The sequence below is a fragment of the Acinetobacter halobius genome, from assembly GCF_044130335.1.
In the GTDB taxonomy this organism is placed as follows: domain Bacteria; phylum Pseudomonadota; class Gammaproteobacteria; order Pseudomonadales; family Moraxellaceae; genus Acinetobacter.
The window spans coordinates 198209-214469 of sequence record NZ_JBIQOD010000002.1 but is presented as its reverse complement, the minus strand read 5'-3'; the positions used below and the strand labels follow the sequence as shown (position 1 = coordinate 214469).

General features: G+C 36.8%; 18 protein-coding genes and 1 pseudogene. 11 read left to right on the top strand and 8 right to left on the bottom strand.

Going from position 1 to position 16261, the window contains the following annotated elements; all coding sequences use genetic code 11:
• The first annotated feature begins 115 nt into the window (after nt 1–115).
• The 5 genes from ACE01U_RS03350 to ACE01U_RS03330 all read left to right on the top strand — a co-directional run bounded on the left by ACE01U_RS03350 (nt 116) and on the right by ACE01U_RS03330 (nt 3750).
• Nucleotides 116–1159: a YqaJ viral recombinase family nuclease gene (locus tag ACE01U_RS03350; protein ID WP_395578702.1), complete on the top strand. Its 1044-nt coding sequence runs from the start codon at nt 116–118 to the stop codon at nt 1157–1159.
• 116 nt (nt 1160–1275) lie between these two features.
• Entirely contained in the window at nt 1276–2172 is an 897-nt protein-coding gene (locus ACE01U_RS03345) for a recombination directionality factor (RefSeq protein ID WP_395578701.1), read from the top strand.
• A 299-nt stretch (nt 2173–2471) separates the two neighbouring features.
• Nucleotides 2472–2882 carry a transposase family protein gene (locus ACE01U_RS03340; protein ID WP_395578700.1) on the top strand — a complete coding sequence of 137 codons (411 nt, stop codon included), beginning with the start codon at nt 2472–2474 and terminating at the stop codon, nt 2880–2882.
• Nucleotides 2845–3300: a transposase family protein gene (locus ACE01U_RS03335; RefSeq protein WP_395578699.1), complete on the top strand. Its 456-nt coding sequence runs from the start codon at nt 2845–2847 to the stop codon at nt 3298–3300. The genes ACE01U_RS03340 and ACE01U_RS03335 overlap by 38 nt, the downstream gene beginning before the upstream one ends.
• 42 nt (nt 3301–3342) lie before the next feature.
• Nucleotides 3343–3750: a bleomycin resistance protein gene (locus ACE01U_RS03330; RefSeq protein ID WP_348924987.1), complete on the top strand. Its 408-nt coding sequence runs from the start codon at nt 3343–3345 to the stop codon at nt 3748–3750.
• Between the two features lie 125 nt (nt 3751–3875).
• On the opposite strand, the gene ACE01U_RS03325 is transcribed toward ACE01U_RS03330, so the two are convergent.
• The 8 genes from ACE01U_RS03325 to ACE01U_RS03290 form a co-directional block, all read right to left on the bottom strand.
• Nucleotides 3876–4676 carry an acyl-CoA thioesterase gene (locus ACE01U_RS03325; RefSeq protein WP_395578698.1) on the bottom strand — a complete coding sequence of 267 codons (801 nt, stop codon included), beginning with the start codon at nt 4674–4676 and terminating at the stop codon, nt 3876–3878.
• Nucleotides 4677–5005: 329 nt separating this feature from the next.
• On the bottom strand, nt 5006–6205 hold the full coding sequence (locus tag ACE01U_RS03320) for an MFS transporter (RefSeq protein WP_034120181.1): 1200 nt from the start codon (nt 6203–6205) through the stop codon (nt 5006–5008).
• A 436-nt stretch (nt 6206–6641) separates the two neighbouring features.
• Nucleotides 6642–7994, bottom strand: a complete 1353-nt coding sequence (gene gorA / locus ACE01U_RS03315; RefSeq protein WP_395578697.1) for a glutathione-disulfide reductase — start codon at nt 7992–7994, stop codon at nt 6642–6644.
• Between the two features lie 111 nt (nt 7995–8105).
• Nucleotides 8106–8669, bottom strand: coding sequence for a TetR/AcrR family transcriptional regulator (locus tag ACE01U_RS03310; protein WP_034120176.1), 564 nt, complete (start codon nt 8667–8669; stop codon nt 8106–8108).
• 96 nt (nt 8670–8765) lie between these two features.
• Nucleotides 8766–9320, bottom strand: a complete 555-nt coding sequence (locus ACE01U_RS03305; RefSeq protein ID WP_034120175.1) for an OsmC family protein — start codon at nt 9318–9320, stop codon at nt 8766–8768.
• 89 nt (nt 9321–9409) lie between these two features.
• Nucleotides 9410–9745, bottom strand: coding sequence for a carboxymuconolactone decarboxylase family protein (locus tag ACE01U_RS03300; RefSeq protein ID WP_025095517.1), 336 nt, complete (start codon nt 9743–9745; stop codon nt 9410–9412).
• Between the two features lie 27 nt (nt 9746–9772).
• Nucleotides 9773–10567 (bottom strand): SDR family NAD(P)-dependent oxidoreductase, encoded by a 795-nt coding sequence (locus tag ACE01U_RS03295; protein ID WP_034120169.1) that lies wholly within the window; start codon nt 10565–10567, stop codon nt 9773–9775.
• 258 nt (nt 10568–10825) lie between these two features.
• Nucleotides 10826–11080 carry a thioredoxin family protein gene (locus tag ACE01U_RS03290; protein WP_395578696.1) on the bottom strand — a complete coding sequence of 85 codons (255 nt, stop codon included), beginning with the start codon at nt 11078–11080 and terminating at the stop codon, nt 10826–10828.
• A 298-nt stretch (nt 11081–11378) separates the two neighbouring features.
• Between ACE01U_RS03290 and ACE01U_RS03285 the strand changes: the two genes are divergently transcribed.
• The 6 genes and pseudogenes from ACE01U_RS03285 to ACE01U_RS03260 all read left to right on the top strand — a co-directional run bounded on the left by ACE01U_RS03285 (nt 11379) and on the right by ACE01U_RS03260 (nt 16258).
• On the top strand, nt 11379–12488 hold the full coding sequence (locus ACE01U_RS03285) for an alkene reductase (RefSeq protein WP_034120165.1): 1110 nt from the start codon (nt 11379–11381) through the stop codon (nt 12486–12488).
• 84 nt (nt 12489–12572) lie between these two features.
• Nucleotides 12573–13274 carry a DsbA family oxidoreductase gene (locus ACE01U_RS03280; protein ID WP_151302700.1) on the top strand — a complete coding sequence of 234 codons (702 nt, stop codon included), beginning with the start codon at nt 12573–12575 and terminating at the stop codon, nt 13272–13274.
• Between the two features lie 231 nt (nt 13275–13505).
• Complete coding sequence (gene leuE, locus ACE01U_RS03275) at nt 13506–14159, top strand: leucine efflux protein LeuE (protein WP_034120161.1); 654 nt, start codon at nt 13506–13508, stop codon at nt 14157–14159.
• A 214-nt stretch (nt 14160–14373) separates the two neighbouring features.
• Nucleotides 14374–14922, top strand: a pseudogene (locus tag ACE01U_RS03270) (YqaJ viral recombinase family nuclease); the annotation flags it as partial.
• A gap of 118 nt (nt 14923–15040) precedes the next feature.
• On the top strand, nt 15041–15982 hold the full coding sequence (locus tag ACE01U_RS03265) for a recombination directionality factor (RefSeq protein WP_395578695.1): 942 nt from the start codon (nt 15041–15043) through the stop codon (nt 15980–15982).
• A 48-nt stretch (nt 15983–16030) separates the two neighbouring features.
• On the top strand, nt 16031–16258 hold the full coding sequence (locus ACE01U_RS03260; RefSeq protein WP_395578694.1) for a helix-turn-helix transcriptional regulator: 228 nt from the start codon (nt 16031–16033) through the stop codon (nt 16256–16258).
• The last annotated feature ends 3 nt before the right edge of the window (nt 16259–16261 follow it).

Sequence of the window (16261 nt, the reverse complement as noted above, 5' to 3'; positions counted from 1 at the left end):
TCATCGCAATACTTAAACGCTCAACCTTACAAATGACTTAATTATTTTATTCAAAGCTGTGTCTACGGACACGGCTTTTTTTATGCCCAAAATTCAACAATGACAGGAAATCGCTATGAACTCAGCCGTAATTCATCCAAACAAGGCAACACTGAATATCCACACCAATCGCCCAAAGCTCTTCACCGCAAAACGTTTCGTGGAAACTAAAAATATGACTCAAGCCGAATGGCTAGAAGTCCGTAGAAAAGGTATCGGTAGCAGTGACTGTGCCGCAGCTTGTGGTCTCAATCCGTATAAGTCAATGCTTGAACTATGGATGATTAAAACAGGACGGATTCAACAAAATATAGAAGATGAAAGTGAAGGTCATGCACCCTTGTATTGGGGAAAAAGGCTGGAGCCTCTAGTTGCGGAATACTACAGTATGCATACCAACTATAAAGTCCGTCGGGTCAATGCCGTGTTACAACATCCTGATCCAGACAAGCATTTTATGTTAGCCAACTTGGATTACTCAGTTGTTGGAGATGCCGATGTACAAATACTGGAGTGTAAAACCGCAGGGGAGTATGGTGCCAAGTTGTGGCGAGATGGTGTGCCTTTATATGTACTTTGCCAAGTGCAACATCAATTGGCGGTGACAGGCAAGAAAGCCGCACATATCTGTGTGTTGCTGTGTGGACATGAAACACGCATTTTTAAAGTCACGCGTTCTGAGTCAGTAATTCAGCATATCGTCAATGCAGAGCGTTACTTCTGGGACTGTGTAGAAAAGGATACCCCACCAGAAGCGGATGCCAGTGAGTCGGCAGCCAAAGCCTTACAGCTACTCTATCCAGAACATGTACCACTCAGTACGACAGACTTATCTGAAGATGAGCAAGCCAATCAACAGTTTGAACAACTGATCCGAGTACGCAATCAAGTTGAAAAGCACCAAGAGCAATTTGACTTACTCAAACATCAGTTACAAGCCAAGATGCAACAGGCTGAACGTGCCACTTTTAAAACAGGTTCAGTGACGTGGAAGAAGTCTAAGGACTCGATCAGCTTAGACAGTAAAGCGTTACTACAACAACATCCTGAATATCTCAACCAATTTCCACAAGCTAAACAGGGTACACGGCGTTTTCAGATTTATGCCAATGGTGGATAACTCAGATTTTATCCACATCAGCATCACGTGAAATACCAACAAGCAAGCTCATATCAGCCTATGCCCACAGCATGGGCTTTTTATGCCTATTCAATTTACAAAAAGAGGAAATCCATATGATTAAAGGTTTAGCAATTACTCCACCGATACTTGGACGAATCAGTATCGGTAAGGTAGTGGAGAAGAATGGTAAACGTGTCCCTGAAAAAGATGATCAATTTACCCTGACCTCGCAAATCCAAAACAAAGAGGGTTGGGTGAAACATCCACTGGATGAACAACTTCGAGCCAAGGCATCGAATCAAAAACTCAGAAGCATTCCAGTCCGTATGATTTTTAATGATCCCGAACTCAATCTACGTGCAGAGTACAGTTTATTTGATCGTCAAACAGGGCGACCAGTGTGTATGGGTAATGGTGAAACTTGCCAGCGCATGACCAATCAAGGTGTGGAACAACATCCATGCCCATCTCCTGATTTATGTCCTTTGGCACAAGGCGGTAACTGTAGGCCTTATGGACGGTTACACGTCAATTTAGATGAATCGGATGAACTTGGTACATTTATCTTTAGAACCACAGGTTTCAATAGTATTCGAACTTTGGCTGCACGTTTGGCTTATTACCATGCAGCATCCAATGGTTTACTTTCATGTTTGCCACTGCAATTGATACTTAGAGGTAAGTCGACGACACAAAGCTATCGTCAGCCTGTGTATTACGTGGATTTAACCTTAAGAGAAGGAGTCAGTCTAAAGGAAGCGATTCAAACGGCTCAAGAAATTGATCAACAGGCTAAAGCGAAAGGGTTTAATCAACAGGCCTTAGATCAGATGGCACGGCAGGGTTATGGCAATGCACGGTTTGAGGTGAATTCGGAGGAGGGTGTGGATGTGATGGAGGAATTTTATACGGATGAATCAAATGTAGAGCAACGTCAGCAGAATCATGACTTGACTCATGTGCAGGATATTCAGACAGGGTTGCAGCAGTCAGTACAGGCTTTGAATTAAGCTTAGTGTATCAATAGATTCCATATTTTATACTAAAGAAGGTATGATTTTATTTAGTATGGCTGATTTAAGTAAAGGAAATAGACTTAAATCAGTTTTTTTTATTTTTTGGTTTAAAAAGCATTTATTTTACTCCCCCTCTAAAAAATCATCTTAGCAATTCTCCTAATGTAAAAAGAGCTTATCCTAAATCATCTAAAGTCTTTAAAATTAAACCTATTCATTTTTAGACAACTTGCATAACTCATAAACCGAACAATCATTTGCTGTAATTCTGCACCGACATTTTTTGATATTTCATGCATAATTTATGCATGAAATATATTGATATACAGAAACTGACTGATCCTCAGTTCAAACGCCTAACGGGAATATCTTGGTCTACTTATAAAGTGATGATTGATGTACTCAATCTTGATTTATCATCAACAGGGCGACCCTCTAAATTATCCATAGAAGACCAATTGCTTCTCTGTTTGAGCTATTGGCGTGAGTACCGTACTTTATTCCATGTTGGAATGACTTATGGTGTGTCAGAAGCAACAGCTTCAAGAATTGTTCGCTATACAGAAGACTGTTTAATCCGCTCTAAGAAATTTAATTTACCGAAAAAATTACCTGTTGGTGGAGGTTTAGATTGGGATGTTGTTATCGTAGATGCAACAGAAATAGTTGTACAACGTCCTAAAAAAACAGAAGAAAAGCTATAGCGGCAAGCAAAAGGCACATACGTTTAAAGTACAAGCGATCATTCACTATAAAACACAGCAAATCCTAAGTTTATGTATGTGCAAAGGTGCAGTACACGACTTTGAATTATTTAAAAGAAATCAGCATTTAATTCCAAAAGAATCGTTTGTATTAGCGGATAAAGGTTATCAAGGGATCTATGCGATTTATGAAAAAAGTTTAATACCAATAAAAGCAAAACGAGGATGTAAATTAGATCCTGTATTAAAACAACACAACCGTGAAATCAATAAAAGAAGAATAGGAATTGAACATGTATTTGGTGTACTCAAGACCTTCAAAATACTTTCAGAGCGCTATCGAAATAGAGGGAAAAGGCTCGGTTTAAGATTCAATTTAATTGCTGGAATTTACAACTTAGAATTGAATGAAAAATGAGTTATGAAAGAAATCTTTTATACATAAGAGCTTAAATACGTTATGAATCGAAATAAACTTGTTCCTGAATTAATTGTCATGAACTTAGAAAAAAGTAAGGCCTTTTGGATTGATCTAATTGGTTTTAAAATAATGTATCAACGAGAAGAAGAGCATTTTGTTTATTTAGATCTTAATGGTGTCCAATTTATGTTAGAGCAATTTCAAGAGGATCAGTGGATTACTGCTGAACTCAATTATCCATTTGGTAGAGGAATTAACTTTCAGGTAGAGGTTGATCAAATTGATGCTATTTTAGAGAGACTAATTAACATTAATTGGCCTTTATATCAACGACCTGAAGAGAAATGGTATAGAGTAGATCAAACTGAATATGGTCAGAAGCAGTTTTTGGTTAAAGATCCTGATGGATACTTATTAAGATTAGTTCAAGTATTAGGTGAAAGATAAAAATATATTTTATCTATTTGTTGCATATAGTAATGAAAAACAATCAGATATTTATACTTTGGAGAAAATTTACATTGCTATTTTTGAATAAAAAAAACGTGGATATCGATCCACGCTTCGTACATTTAAAGATAAATAGCTACAGTTTGACGGCTAACAGCAACTAGTTTACCTGTTTCATCCCAAAGCTGAGCTTTTTCATATACGTAGCCATTAGCAGCATATTCAGCATTAACTTCGTACTTCCACCATGAATCACCATTATAAGTAGATTCAGCATCTATCAGATCAAAGTCCCATGTTAATGAACTAGCTGGCGCTGGGCGATTAAACATTGGTAATACTGAGGCAGGCCACATATCCATTAATAAAAATAAATGTGGCAGTTTAATTTCGGCTATTTCTTCAGATGACTTTAATTTCATCCACCCAGTAAAACCAGTTTTTTTACTGTTCGAAAAAGGAATATCACCTTCAACGAGGATAACATCAAAGTGGTTTAAGAATTCCGGCATGATGCCTTCCATGTAAGGCAATAGCGTATAATCTTTTGGAAAACTTAATTGAGCTTCTGAAGCAGAATGTGTGATTGCAATACTTGATTCTCTTGGTAGTGCAAAACTAGCGATGATAATGGATACTACTTCTGTATTCTGGATAACCTCTACTTGAATCGTGGTTACAGACTTACTAGAACGTAGAATTCTAGAAACTAACTCAGCTTTTTCACCTGAAGTTACAGGCCCAACAAAAGTGATGGATGCTGATTTTAGTGTTTTATTTTCATCATTAAGTAAGAGCTGTGCATGGGATACCATAAGGGCTGTAATAAGTCCGCCATAAACTGTGCGGCCTTGCCCCCAGTTAAGAGGAATTTCTACTATAGAACTCTGTTTTAAATTTTCAATTAACTGATCTACATGCATGGATTGGAAAATTCCTAAAATTTATAATGTGAAATATTGCATAAAAACTACAATATAATCAATGAATAAACTGAACTTTTTGGTTTAATTATTTTTACTATAGTGAGGTGGATGTATCTCACTTATTCTTAAAATGAATACAAAGTCCATAAAAAAATATTAGATACTACTGCCACCTTGTTCTATAAGGATAGAATTGCAAATACAGGAATAAATATAATTTCAGAGAGATTTACCATCATGAAGAGGATCCGTCAGCTTGTGTATATCAATACATTTTATACATAAAGTGTGAGTGAAAAATTACTGCAAATAATTGTTCATTCTATTCAGATATTTTTTACATAATAAAAACCAGCAATACCTAAAACAGGACCGATAAGTAAAATCCATGCAGAATTGAGCCCTATATAATCAAATGCATATGTTGTTAAACCAATTGAAATAATTGTAATTGCAAATCCTATCGAGTTTTGAATAGCTAAAGCTGCACCTAGTTTTTCTGGTGGACACGCTTCGGCTGAGAGTGCAGAAAATTGTGGGGAATCTGCAATGACTGATGTTCCCCAAATAACCAAAATAATAAAAAGCAACCATTCAGGCAAAAGTCGCCAGCCTAAAACAAAAATCAAACAGCATATGCCAGAAATTAAAAGCGCTCCTATTGCAACTTTAGTACTTCCAATTTTTGTTGAAAGAAATCCACTAAATATGCATCCAGCAGCACCACACGCCATCACAAAAAAAGTCAGTAATGCAACACTATTAAATCCTAAACTTTCTGGAATACCTGATTTAACGATGTAGAGTGGAATAACAGTCCAGAAAGCATATAGTTCCCACATGTGCCCGAAATATCCAACTGCCGCTGCTCTAAATTTGGGTATTTTGAAAACTTCTAAAGCACGACTATTATGTTTAGTCCTAATTGCTGAAACATAATTTTCACGATCTCCTAACTTAAAAACTAGAGATGCGGCTATAAGTGCTAATACAGAAGAAAAGGTAATCACATATTGCCAATTTAAATTTGCAGATAAACCATTTAACCCATAAGGAAGTGCTGTACCTAAAGTTAACATGGCAACAAGTTTCGCTAAAACTTGCCCAGTTTTATCAGGGGCCCATTGAATTACAAGTTTCATCCCAATTGGGTATATCCCTGCCAAGCATACACCAACTAAAAAACGATATATCATGGCTTCTATTAAACCATTAGCAATCCAAGCAAAACAGAGATTAAAGAAAGCCCCGAACAAGCCAGCGATTGCAAAAATTGAACTTGCTTTGAATCGGTCAGCAATCCCAGTAAATGCAATAAAAAAAGTTCCAAGAATAAATCCGATTTGTAAAGCATTCGTTAGCCAACCTATATCAGCAACAGAAATATTCCATTCACGAATTAAGTCTAAAACAACGCTATTCGCACTGAACCATAAAGATGTTCCAAATAACTGAGCAAATGAAATAATTGCGATAGCGTGGATTGAAAAAAAATTATTTTTAACAAGATTACTTTCAATATTCATTCAACTTCCTTTTGATACTTTTTATTTATCATCCTTATGGCCCAATCTTGACTCCATTCAGCATTGCAACCTCAATTACACCAGAAAAAAGCCCTGAATAATTTGGCTAAAACCTATGTACAGCAGCTATTAATCAATTTTTCATTCTAAGGTTTGATATGCTTTTAAAAGCATTGGCGTCAATCTTTCTATGATTTAATTTTCATACGTTGCTACCAAACTACTTCTAACTCTATCTTTTATATATCCATAGCGTATGGGTAAGCCAAATTTCTAAATCAACTTGACTCATTTTAAGAATACTTTAGGCAAAGAAGTTCGCTGTTATTGGTTAGATATTAAGATTAGTAATTACGTTAAAAATTGATCACTAAAATAAGTCAACTTTAAATAAAGCATTTCTTAATGAAGAAATGCTTTAAGGTATCGCTAAGAATTAACGCATGGTGACAAATTCTTCAGATGAAGTGGGGTGAATAGCAATCGTATTATCAAAATCTTTCTTTGTTGCTCCCATTTTTAAAGCAACAGCAAAACCTTGAAGAATCTCATCCATTCCATATCCAATCCCATGTATTCCTAAGATTTTTTCTTCAGAACCTACACAGATTAGTTTCATTTTAGTTAGCTGTTTATGCTCTGTCACAGCTGTATACATACTAGTAAAAGATGAGCTATATACTTTGACGTTATCTTTGCCAAACTGTTCTATGGCTTTTTCTTCAGTAAGACCGACTGTACCAATAGGTGGATGACTAAATACCACTGTTGGGACATTGTTATAGTCTAAATGTTCATTTGGTTTATTATTAAAAAGTCTTTCTGATAGTCTACGGCCTGCTGCAACTGCGACTGGAGTTAACTCCACTTTGCCAGTAATATCACCAATCGCATAAATACCTGTTTCAGTTGTATTTTGGAATGAATCAACTTGAATAAATCCTTGATCATTTAATTGAATATTTGTCAGATTTAAGTCAAGAGGTTGTGTATTTGGTTTTCTACCTACTGCCCAAATGAGACAGTCAACAATATGTTTATTTCCATCTTCTAAATATAAAACAATGGAGTTATCTTCAAGTTTGGAAACCTTTTTAATTTGAGTATGAGTATAAACTTGAATATTCTCACTACGCATATGTTCAATTAAGGTTTGACCTAAAAAACTGTCGAGGTTACGTAGAGGCTGATTTTTACGGATAAAAAGCTGTACATTTGAACCTAAAGAATTGAGAACTCCTGCAAGTTCTACTGCTATATAGCCAGAACCGATAATTGCAGTACGTTTAGGCAAATCTTGTAATTCAAAAAAACCGTTAGAGTCAATTCCAAATTCTACACCTTCAATATCAGGTAAACTTGCTTGTGTTCCAGTTGCAATAAGAATATGGTCAGCTGTAATTTTTTCACCATTGACTTCAATCGTTTTCTTATCAATAAATTTAGCAAAACCATGAATTACATCAATATTATTTTTACTCAGTACAGAATCATAAGAGGCACGAATTCTTTTAATATAATCCTGCCGATTATTAATGAGCTTTTTCCATTCGAAAGATTTTAATTCCGTATCGAATCCATAATCTGGACCATACTTTTTAATTGCATCGGCAATTTGAGCTGAATACCACATGACTTTTTTAGGAACGCAACCAACATTTACACAGGTTCCTCCTATGTCACCCATTTCAATCAGGGCACATTTTTTGCCATAAAGTGCTGCACGATTAACGGACGCAATACCACCACTGCCACCGCCGATCGCTATATAATCATAATGTTTAGGCATTAAAAATTCCTTTAATATTAACTAAATATTAATCGTCAAAGATTGTCAGTAGCTATAGTAATAAACGAAAACCATTTAATTAGGTTTATGTTTACTTAAAATTAATGTGATTTAGAGCACGTTAACAATATTGCCAATAATAGCTGGATCTAACTCTGTACCGTCATTCATAGCCCATCGAACAAAACTACTGCCTTCCAATAAACTTAAAATCTGAAAAGCTTTTTGGTGTGTGTCGCCTTTAGAAGATAATTCACTGCATGAAATTCCTTCATCAATAATTTTTTTAATCCACTTTAATTGGATCTCAAAATATTGGCGAGTCAGCACTTGTAACTTATCTGGTAATGCGGCCATTTCAGCTGCAAGCGCACCACATAAGGGCAGCATTCCGTCTGACATTGCTGCTCTAAAAAGAGAAGCGAATGCACATAGACGACCAAAGGCATTAGGAAAATCTTGCTCGATACTCTCGAAATCTAGAATAGACTGCTGTATATATGACTCGATAATGACTGCACCAAGATCTTCTTTTTTTGGAAAATGGTGATGAATACTCGCTTTTTTGATTCCGACCACTTTTTCCAAATCAGCATAACTAAATGCGGCATAGCCTTTAGACCGTAACATATACTCAGCCGATTTAATTAATGATGCTCTGGTATCAATAGACATAATGGCTTTTACCTGTACGAAAATATGAGGGGGAGCATACTATGATATCACTGATAGTAAAGAAACCTCAGCTAGTACGTATGCTCCCTTATTACTTTACTTTTGAACGACTACAAGTTTAGGTTTCATGCGAATTGCACGTGATAAATTCGCAAAATTCGGAGATGTTTGAATCACTGCATTGTGAATCTCTTCTAGCTGCTCAGGCGTAGCATCCGCATCAATAAAAACGCTATATTCTATTTCATCATATCCTGGGTTAACTGTTTCATCTAGACCGAGAAAACCACGTAAATCAAGTTCACCAGTCGTGTTGATTTCTAATTTATTAACAGTGATTCCTTTTGATGCCGCAATTGCAACATATCCAACAGTCATACAAGCATTAAGAGCTGCCATTAACAGTTCTTGTGGATTCGGTGCTGTATCAGTTCCTAATATATCAGTTGGTTCATCTGCGGCAATATGGAAATTACGCTCGTATGTTTTTCCACAAAGTTCATAGGACTTAATCGTTGAAACAGAACGTGTTTGACCTGCCCAGCGAGTTTCTACATTAAAGCTAGCTTTTGATGTATTAGGGTTTTGGCTAACGCCCTCCGCAAACTGTTGGAAAGCATCTACATCAATACCGTTGATTGTATTTTTCATATGAAAATATCTCTATATTTGAATTTAGATAACTTGGGTAAATGAATAACCCAAGTGAGTACAGTTGTATAAAAATCAAGCCCTATGATTTATAACTCGTCATAAGCATCTAAGGTTCTTGCCGAGTAGACATAGGCTGCTCCAGCATTCAAAGCAATTGCAGTTCCCAATGCAGCAGCGACTTCTTCTTTTGTTGCCCCAGCTTTTTTTGCAGCAGCAGCATGAGCCGTTAAACAACCATCACAGCGAGTCGTTACTGCGACTGCTAAAGAAATCAACTCATGTGTTTTTGCATCCAACACTTTGTTTTCTCGTGTCGCAACTTCTAAGTTGTGAAACGCATTAGCGACAGGTTTATTTGTTTTTGCAAAGTTACCTACGCTTTTAACAAGTGCAGATAATTTGTTAGTCCATTCACCATTCATTTTCAGTACCTCTTCAATTTTTAAGCGTTATTTACCAAGTTTTCGTGATGCCATGACACCACCATCTACATCCCAAATTGAACCAGTCACCCAAGATGTTTTATCCGAAAGGAGAAATACAATAGTTTCTGCAACATCACGTGGAGTTCCATTTCTTCCTAATGGATGAAAACTATTGAAATCCTGCAAAGCACTATCTAGTTGATCACTAGGGATAAATCTTTCAAAAATACGAGTTTCTACCATGCCAGGGCTAACAGCGTTTACTCGAATGCCATGTTCAGCAAGTTCTGCTGCAACATGCCGAGTCATAGCCTCTAATCCTATTTTTGCCATTGAATAAGCCGATGCCGTAACAGTTTCAATAGCCTGACGTGCAGCAACGGCAGTTACATTTACAATCGATCCAGTTTTATTCTGCGCAACTATTGATGCTGCAACTTGTTGAGTAATAAAGAAGAAAGCGCGATTCAAATCGAGGAAATTGTTATAGTCACTCAATGAGTGATCTAGGAAACTTTTAGGGTAAAAAATTCCAGCTGAGTTAACTAATAAGTTAATGTCTTTATGTTCACTATTTAATTTGCTAATTAGATTTTGAACGCTATCAAAATTTGATAAATCAGCTGTTAGTGCAAAAACTTGATCTTCACTTGTTATAGCAACTAATTGTTTACGCGCTGCTTCGGCTTTATCTACACGATTCCCGACGATGATGACTGTACCGCCTTGTTCAGCGACTTTCTGTGCTGTTTCTAAACCAATGCCACTCGTACCACCAATGACAAGAAGTTTCTGACCTTTAAATTGTTGTTCACTCATGGGACACCTCAATAATTGATTATTTAATTTAATCTACCTACTAGTTGGTTTGTAGATTATATAGACTAATTCCAAATGTCAAGCACCACTTGAAATTAATCTGAATAAATCATTCGGGATGGCTGTTGGAATTTGTTAGACAAAGTGAGCCTATTGTTTCTTGATCAATATCTTCAAAACCGTTTGAATCTAATTTCATTAGCTCTTCTAACGCATTTTGATAATCCGTTAAGGGCTTTACGCCTACGATACGTTGAATTAATTGTCCATCTTTGAACATGAGTACAGAAGGTAAACCCATATTTCATAACGATTTGCTAAAACTGGTGATTGATCAACATTGACCACTCCAACAGTTACATTACTCTCTATATGTTCTGCAAATTCATTAAATAAATTTTCACTACTATGGCAAGGCGGGCACCAAGGTGCGTGAAAACGTACCACAGCCAAACCTTCTTTCCATCCAATGTTGTGAAAGTTATCTTCATTAAAGGTAAGTAATTTACGCATTTTAGGGTTTCCTTTTTTCGCAGTTAGATATCGAACACTAAATAAGTTAAATAATATTTAATCGATTTTGAGTATGAATAAGTAAAACTCAGGAATAAAATATTAAAAATACTATTGCCTACCTATTAGTTGGTTGATATAGTGTCACTATCTTATCTGTTGCGCAATAGGGATAACAAAATACGAATTTTTGTATCTTTTAGAAACAGGTTATCGACCTGTGTCATTCATTGTCAGATTGATGAGTGTGGTCAAAGAAATTGCTTAAATTATTTGTAAATCTTTCTTGAGGTATATGATGAATAAATTATTCACTCCCCATAATTTGGCGGATATTCAATTAAAAAACCGTGTAGTAATGGCACCAATGACCCGTACTCGGACATTAAATGATGTGGCAGATGAGCTAGTTGCACTTTATTACTCTCAACGAGCTTCAGCGGGTCTAATCATTACTGAGGGTTTACCTGTATCAGAAGAAGGGCGTGGTTATTTATATACCCCAGGTTTATATAATGAAGCGCAAATGCATGGATGGCGCAAAGTTACAGATGCAGTGCATGCAAAAGGTGGACGTATTTTTGCTCAACTTTGGCATGTGGGACGAATGTCACATGTTTCAGTGCTACCTGAAAATCAAGCACCAGTATCATCTGGAACTATTCCAGCAACTAACACTACAGTATTTGCGTATTCTGATTCTGGAGAACCTAGTGCGGTTACACCAAGCATTCCTAGAGCACTAGAAACTGAAGAAGTTAAACGTGTCACTAATGATTTTGTTAAATCTGCACGACTGGCTATAGAGGCTGGTTTTGATGGCGTAGAAATTATGGCCGCAAATGGATTTATCTTTGATCAGTTCCTCAGTACTGAATTAAATAACCGTACCGATGAATATGGTGGCTCTGTTGAAAATCGCCAACGTTTCCTTTTTGAAACGATCGATGCTATCTCGCAAGAAATTGGTAATGATAAAGTTGCTGTACGTCTTTCACCATTTGGACGTATTTATGACCTTGCAGCTTATGAAGGGGAAGCTGATACGTGGAAAAATATTGCATTGGCTCTTGGGCAACGTGAATTAGCATATGTTCATTTGTACTATCAACCTACTTATGAAACAGCACCGATTGAAGCTGAGAGTTTTAAAACTTTATTCCGTAAAGTTTTTCAGGGCACCATTATTGCCGCAGGAGGTTTTAATCGACAAAGTGCCGAAGCTGCTTTGGCAAAAGGTGACGTTGATTTAATTGCTTTCGGTGTTCCTTATATTGCTAACCCAGATTTGGTAGAGCGGATGCAGAATAATTGGCCTTTGGCAGAAAGTGATCGCACAACGTATTACGGTGTGAGTGGTTCTCCAGAAAAAGGATATACAGATTATCCGAATTATGAAGTGAAGTAAGCAGATGATTGCCTAGCTATTTTTATGGCTAGGCTTAAAAGATTTCTGCTCATACAACATCTAATCAAGATTACTGAGGTATTTATGAAAACACTACACCCACAAATAACCATTGATGTATGGTCAGATTTTATCTGTCCATGGTGCTGGATTGCTAAAAAAAGATTTGAAAAAGGATTAGATGCTTTCGAACATAAGGATCATGTGATCGTTAGATATCATAGCTACCGCCTTGCTAATAAGTATGTGCCTGAACCCTTTAAAGCGGCATTGTATAAAAAGTTTGGAGGAAAAAATGGTGCAGAAGCGATGATGAGCCAAGTAAAGAGTGCAGGTGAGTCGGAAGGGCTAATCTATAACTTTGATACTATGCTTTTTGGCGATACTTTAGATGCACATGCCGTAGTAAAGCTAGCACAGCAAAAAGGTTTAGGTGAGGTACTTGCTGAAAAGTTATTCATGGCAAGTGTAACAGAAGGTCGGTCTATATTTGATCGTAAGGAGTTGGTTGAACTTGCTACTGAAGTGGGTTTATCCCGTGAGGAAACGGAAAGTGTCTTTAGCAATGATTTGTTTAAACAAGGTGTTCTACAAGATGAAGCAAACGCACATGCAATAGGTGCTAGTGGCGTTCCACTTTTTGTTATAAACAATAAATATTCAATCAGTGGTGCTCAATCTGTAGAAACCTTTCTGAATGTTTTAGAACAGGTATGGGCAGAAAAGCAGAGTGAAATAACGGCTACTGAAGGTCAAAGCTGCGGTATTGATGGTTGTAGCATTTAGTTTTTATGATTAATAAGCGTTGATAGGAATGTAATTAAGTTATCTACCATCAACGCATTTTTACTTAATCATAAAATGAAGTTAAAGATGACCAACTGTTTGACTAAATCCTTGCTAGTATTTAGATGAAAATTTAATTTAATTAATGGTTTATACTAATTCTTTGTTTAATAAATTTTTTAATTGATGTTAACGTTATGCCGAATCGGCTTTTGAGTCTGTGAGTTTATTTTGCTTGGAATTACTGATCTAACAACTTTTATTATTGGCACGACTTTAATTGTATTATTACCTGGGCCAAACTCACTTTATGTCATGTCTATTGCATCACGTTACGGTATTAAAACTGGTTATTTAGCAGCCTTTGGGGTTTTTAGTGGTGATTTAATTTTAATTATTCTTACCATTTTAGGTGCAGCGTCGTTATTGCATGCTTTTCCGTGGTTATTTACTGCTTTAAAGCTTATAGGAGCGCTATATTTAGGTTACCTTGGCATGAAACTCTTGATAGCTGCTTATCGAACTTGGCATCCACAACCTCAAATTTCTAAATTGATAGCCCATCAATCAACTAAAAATGAAAGTATCAAGCCATATCAAACGGCCTTGTTAATTAGCCTAATTAATCCAAAAGCAATTTTATTTTACTTATCCTTTTTTCTACAATTTGTGGATCCAAATTATCCTTATCCTTCACTCAGTTTCACTATTCTTGCGATTGTCTTACAAATCATAAGTATGAGCTATTTATCTCTATTAATTTTTTCAGGTGTAAAATTAGCCAGCTACTTTAATCATCGTTATAAAATTACTGCAATCAGTGTGGCATCTATTGGTTTGTTATTTTGTGGATTTGGAGTAAAACTTGCAACTACAGGTCTCTAAAAATGTGCCGTATTACTTCGGTATGATTTTTAGTGATTGGCTTTAAAAGATAGGCTTAGTACATGTGGCATTTTTAAAAAATGCTTTTGAAGCACTTAGATTCATGATTCAAGTACGGAAAGTTTAATGCGGTAATCATTACGGTAATTTTTTTTAAGTAATTAAATTTTTTATTATTAATCAATATTATATTTTTTTTCCTGTGCGCGCTGGCGTACTCTGTCAGGTACAACATCAATTGGCAGTGACAGGCAAGAAAGCAGCACATATCTGTGTCTTACTGTGTGGACATGAAACACGCATTTTTAAAGTCACGCGTTCTGAATCGGTGATACAACACATCATTAATGCGGAACGTTACTTTTGGGATTGTGTGGAAAAGGATACCCCACCAGAAGCGGATGCCAGTGAATCGGCAGCCAAGGCACTCCAACTTTTATATCCAGAGCATATCCCACTCAGTACGACAGACTTATCTGAAGATGAGCAAGCGAATCAACAGTTTGAACAACTAATCCGAGTACGCAATCAAGTTGAAAAGCACCAAGAGCAATTTGACCTACTTAAACATCAGCTACAAGCCAAGATACAAGAGGCTGAACGCGCCATCTTTAAAACAGGTTCAGTGACATGGAAAAAGTCTAAGGACTCGATTAACTTGGACAGTAAAGCGTTACTACAACAACATCCTGAATACTTAAACCAGTTTCCACAAGCCAAGCAAGGGACACGGCGTTTTCAGATTTATGCCAATGCTGGATAAGTCCATTTTTATCCATACAAGCATCAAGTGAAATACCAACAAGCAAGCCCATATCAGCCCATGCCCACAGCATGGGCTTTTTTATGCCTATTCAATTAATACAAAAGAGGAAATCAATATGATTAAAGGTTTAGCAATTACACCGCCAATACTCGGACGGATCAGTATTGGTAAAATGGTCGAGAAAAATGGTAAACGTGTCCCTGAAAAGGATGACCAATTTACCCTAACTTCCCAAATCCAAAACAAAGAGGGTTGGGTGAAACATCCATTGGATGACCAGCTTAGAGCCAAAGCACCCAGTCAAAAACTCCGTTCAATCCCAGTCCGCATGATCTTCAACGATCCTGAACTGAATCTACGCGCAGAGTACAGCTTATTTGATCGTCAGACAGGACGCCCTGTTTGTGTTGGGAATGGTGAAACTTGTCAGCGACTGACCAATCAAGGGGTTGAGCATCATCCTTGTCCATCACCTGATTTATGCACATTGGCACAAGGTGGCTTATGTAAGCCTTATGGGCGTCTGTACGTAAATTTAGATGAATCGGATGAACTCGGGACATTTATTTTTAGAACCACAGGCTTTAACAGTATTCAAACCTTAGCAGCACGGCTCAGTTATTACCACGCAGCATCCAATGGCTTACTTTCATGCCTACCTTTGCAACTTACTTTAAGAGGCAAGAGCACCATACAAAGTTATCGTACACCTGTGTATTACGTGGATTTAACACTGCGAGATGGAATTCATTTACAAGAGGCGATTCAAACTGCCAAGGAGATTGATCAGAAAAGTAAGTTGTGTGGGTTTAATCAGACAGCTTTAGATCAGATGGCTAAACATGGTTATAGCAATGCACAGTTTGAGCTAAATGCGCAGGAGGGCTTGGATTTGGTCGAGGATTTTTATAGTGATGAAAATCAGGAGACTAACATGGAACAAAACCAAGCTGAAATGATAACTAGAGCTAAGACAAAGTCTAAGCCGAATCGGGATGCCACATTTGTGCAGGATATACAGAAGGGATTGCAGGGGAGTGTGAGGGCGGTAAATTAGTGCATTTTCTAAGCGTGGTTAAATATTAATAGTAGTAGGAGAAATTAAATGTATCTATCGGACGATCAGATGTTTTGCATGAACCAAATAATTAGGATTAAAGACGTTATTGCAGTTACGGGCGTTAGCCGTTCAGTTATATATGAAAAAATTAACCCTCAATCTAAGTGTTACGATGCAACATTTCCCAAACCAATTAGGTTGAGTGTGAATTGTGTTGGCTGGTCAGCACTTGAGGTAAATCAATGGATTGAGGAAAGGTTGGCAAGTCGATAATTA

Coding starts and splice junctions, on each gene's coding strand:
- ACE01U_RS03280 (WP_151302700.1), top strand. CDS start 12,573: ATGAAAACACTACACCCACAAATAACCATTGATGTATGGTCAGATTTT.
- ACE01U_RS03310 (WP_034120176.1), bottom strand. CDS start 8,669: ATGTCTATTGATACCAGAGCATCATTAATTAAATCGGCTGAGTATATG.
- ACE01U_RS03350 (WP_395578702.1), top strand. CDS start 116: ATGAACTCAGCCGTAATTCATCCAAACAAGGCAACACTGAATATCCAC.
- ACE01U_RS03325 (WP_395578698.1), bottom strand. CDS start 4,676: ATGCATGTAGATCAGTTAATTGAAAATTTAAAACAGAGTTCTATAGTA.
- ACE01U_RS03330 (WP_348924987.1), top strand. CDS start 3,343: ATGAATCGAAATAAACTTGTTCCTGAATTAATTGTCATGAACTTAGAA.
- ACE01U_RS03340 (WP_395578700.1), top strand. CDS start 2,472: ATGCATAATTTATGCATGAAATATATTGATATACAGAAACTGACTGAT.
- ACE01U_RS03305 (WP_034120175.1), bottom strand. CDS start 9,320: ATGAAAAATACAATCAACGGTATTGATGTAGATGCTTTCCAACAGTTT.
- ACE01U_RS03345 (WP_395578701.1), top strand. CDS start 1,276: ATGATTAAAGGTTTAGCAATTACTCCACCGATACTTGGACGAATCAGT.
- ACE01U_RS03320 (WP_034120181.1), bottom strand. CDS start 6,205: ATGAATATTGAAAGTAATCTTGTTAAAAATAATTTTTTTTCAATCCAC.
- ACE01U_RS03260 (WP_395578694.1), top strand. CDS start 16,031: ATGTATCTATCGGACGATCAGATGTTTTGCATGAACCAAATAATTAGG.
- ACE01U_RS03285 (WP_034120165.1), top strand. CDS start 11,379: ATGAATAAATTATTCACTCCCCATAATTTGGCGGATATTCAATTAAAA.
- ACE01U_RS03265 (WP_395578695.1), top strand. CDS start 15,041: ATGATTAAAGGTTTAGCAATTACACCGCCAATACTCGGACGGATCAGT.
- ACE01U_RS03290 (WP_395578696.1), bottom strand. CDS start 11,080: ATGCGTAAATTACTTACCTTTAATGAAGATAACTTTCACAACATTGGA.
- gorA (WP_395578697.1), bottom strand. CDS start 7,994: ATGCCTAAACATTATGATTATATAGCGATCGGCGGTGGCAGTGGTGGT.
- ACE01U_RS03295 (WP_034120169.1), bottom strand. CDS start 10,567: ATGAGTGAACAACAATTTAAAGGTCAGAAACTTCTTGTCATTGGTGGT.
- ACE01U_RS03300 (WP_025095517.1), bottom strand. CDS start 9,745: ATGAATGGTGAATGGACTAACAAATTATCTGCACTTGTTAAAAGCGTA.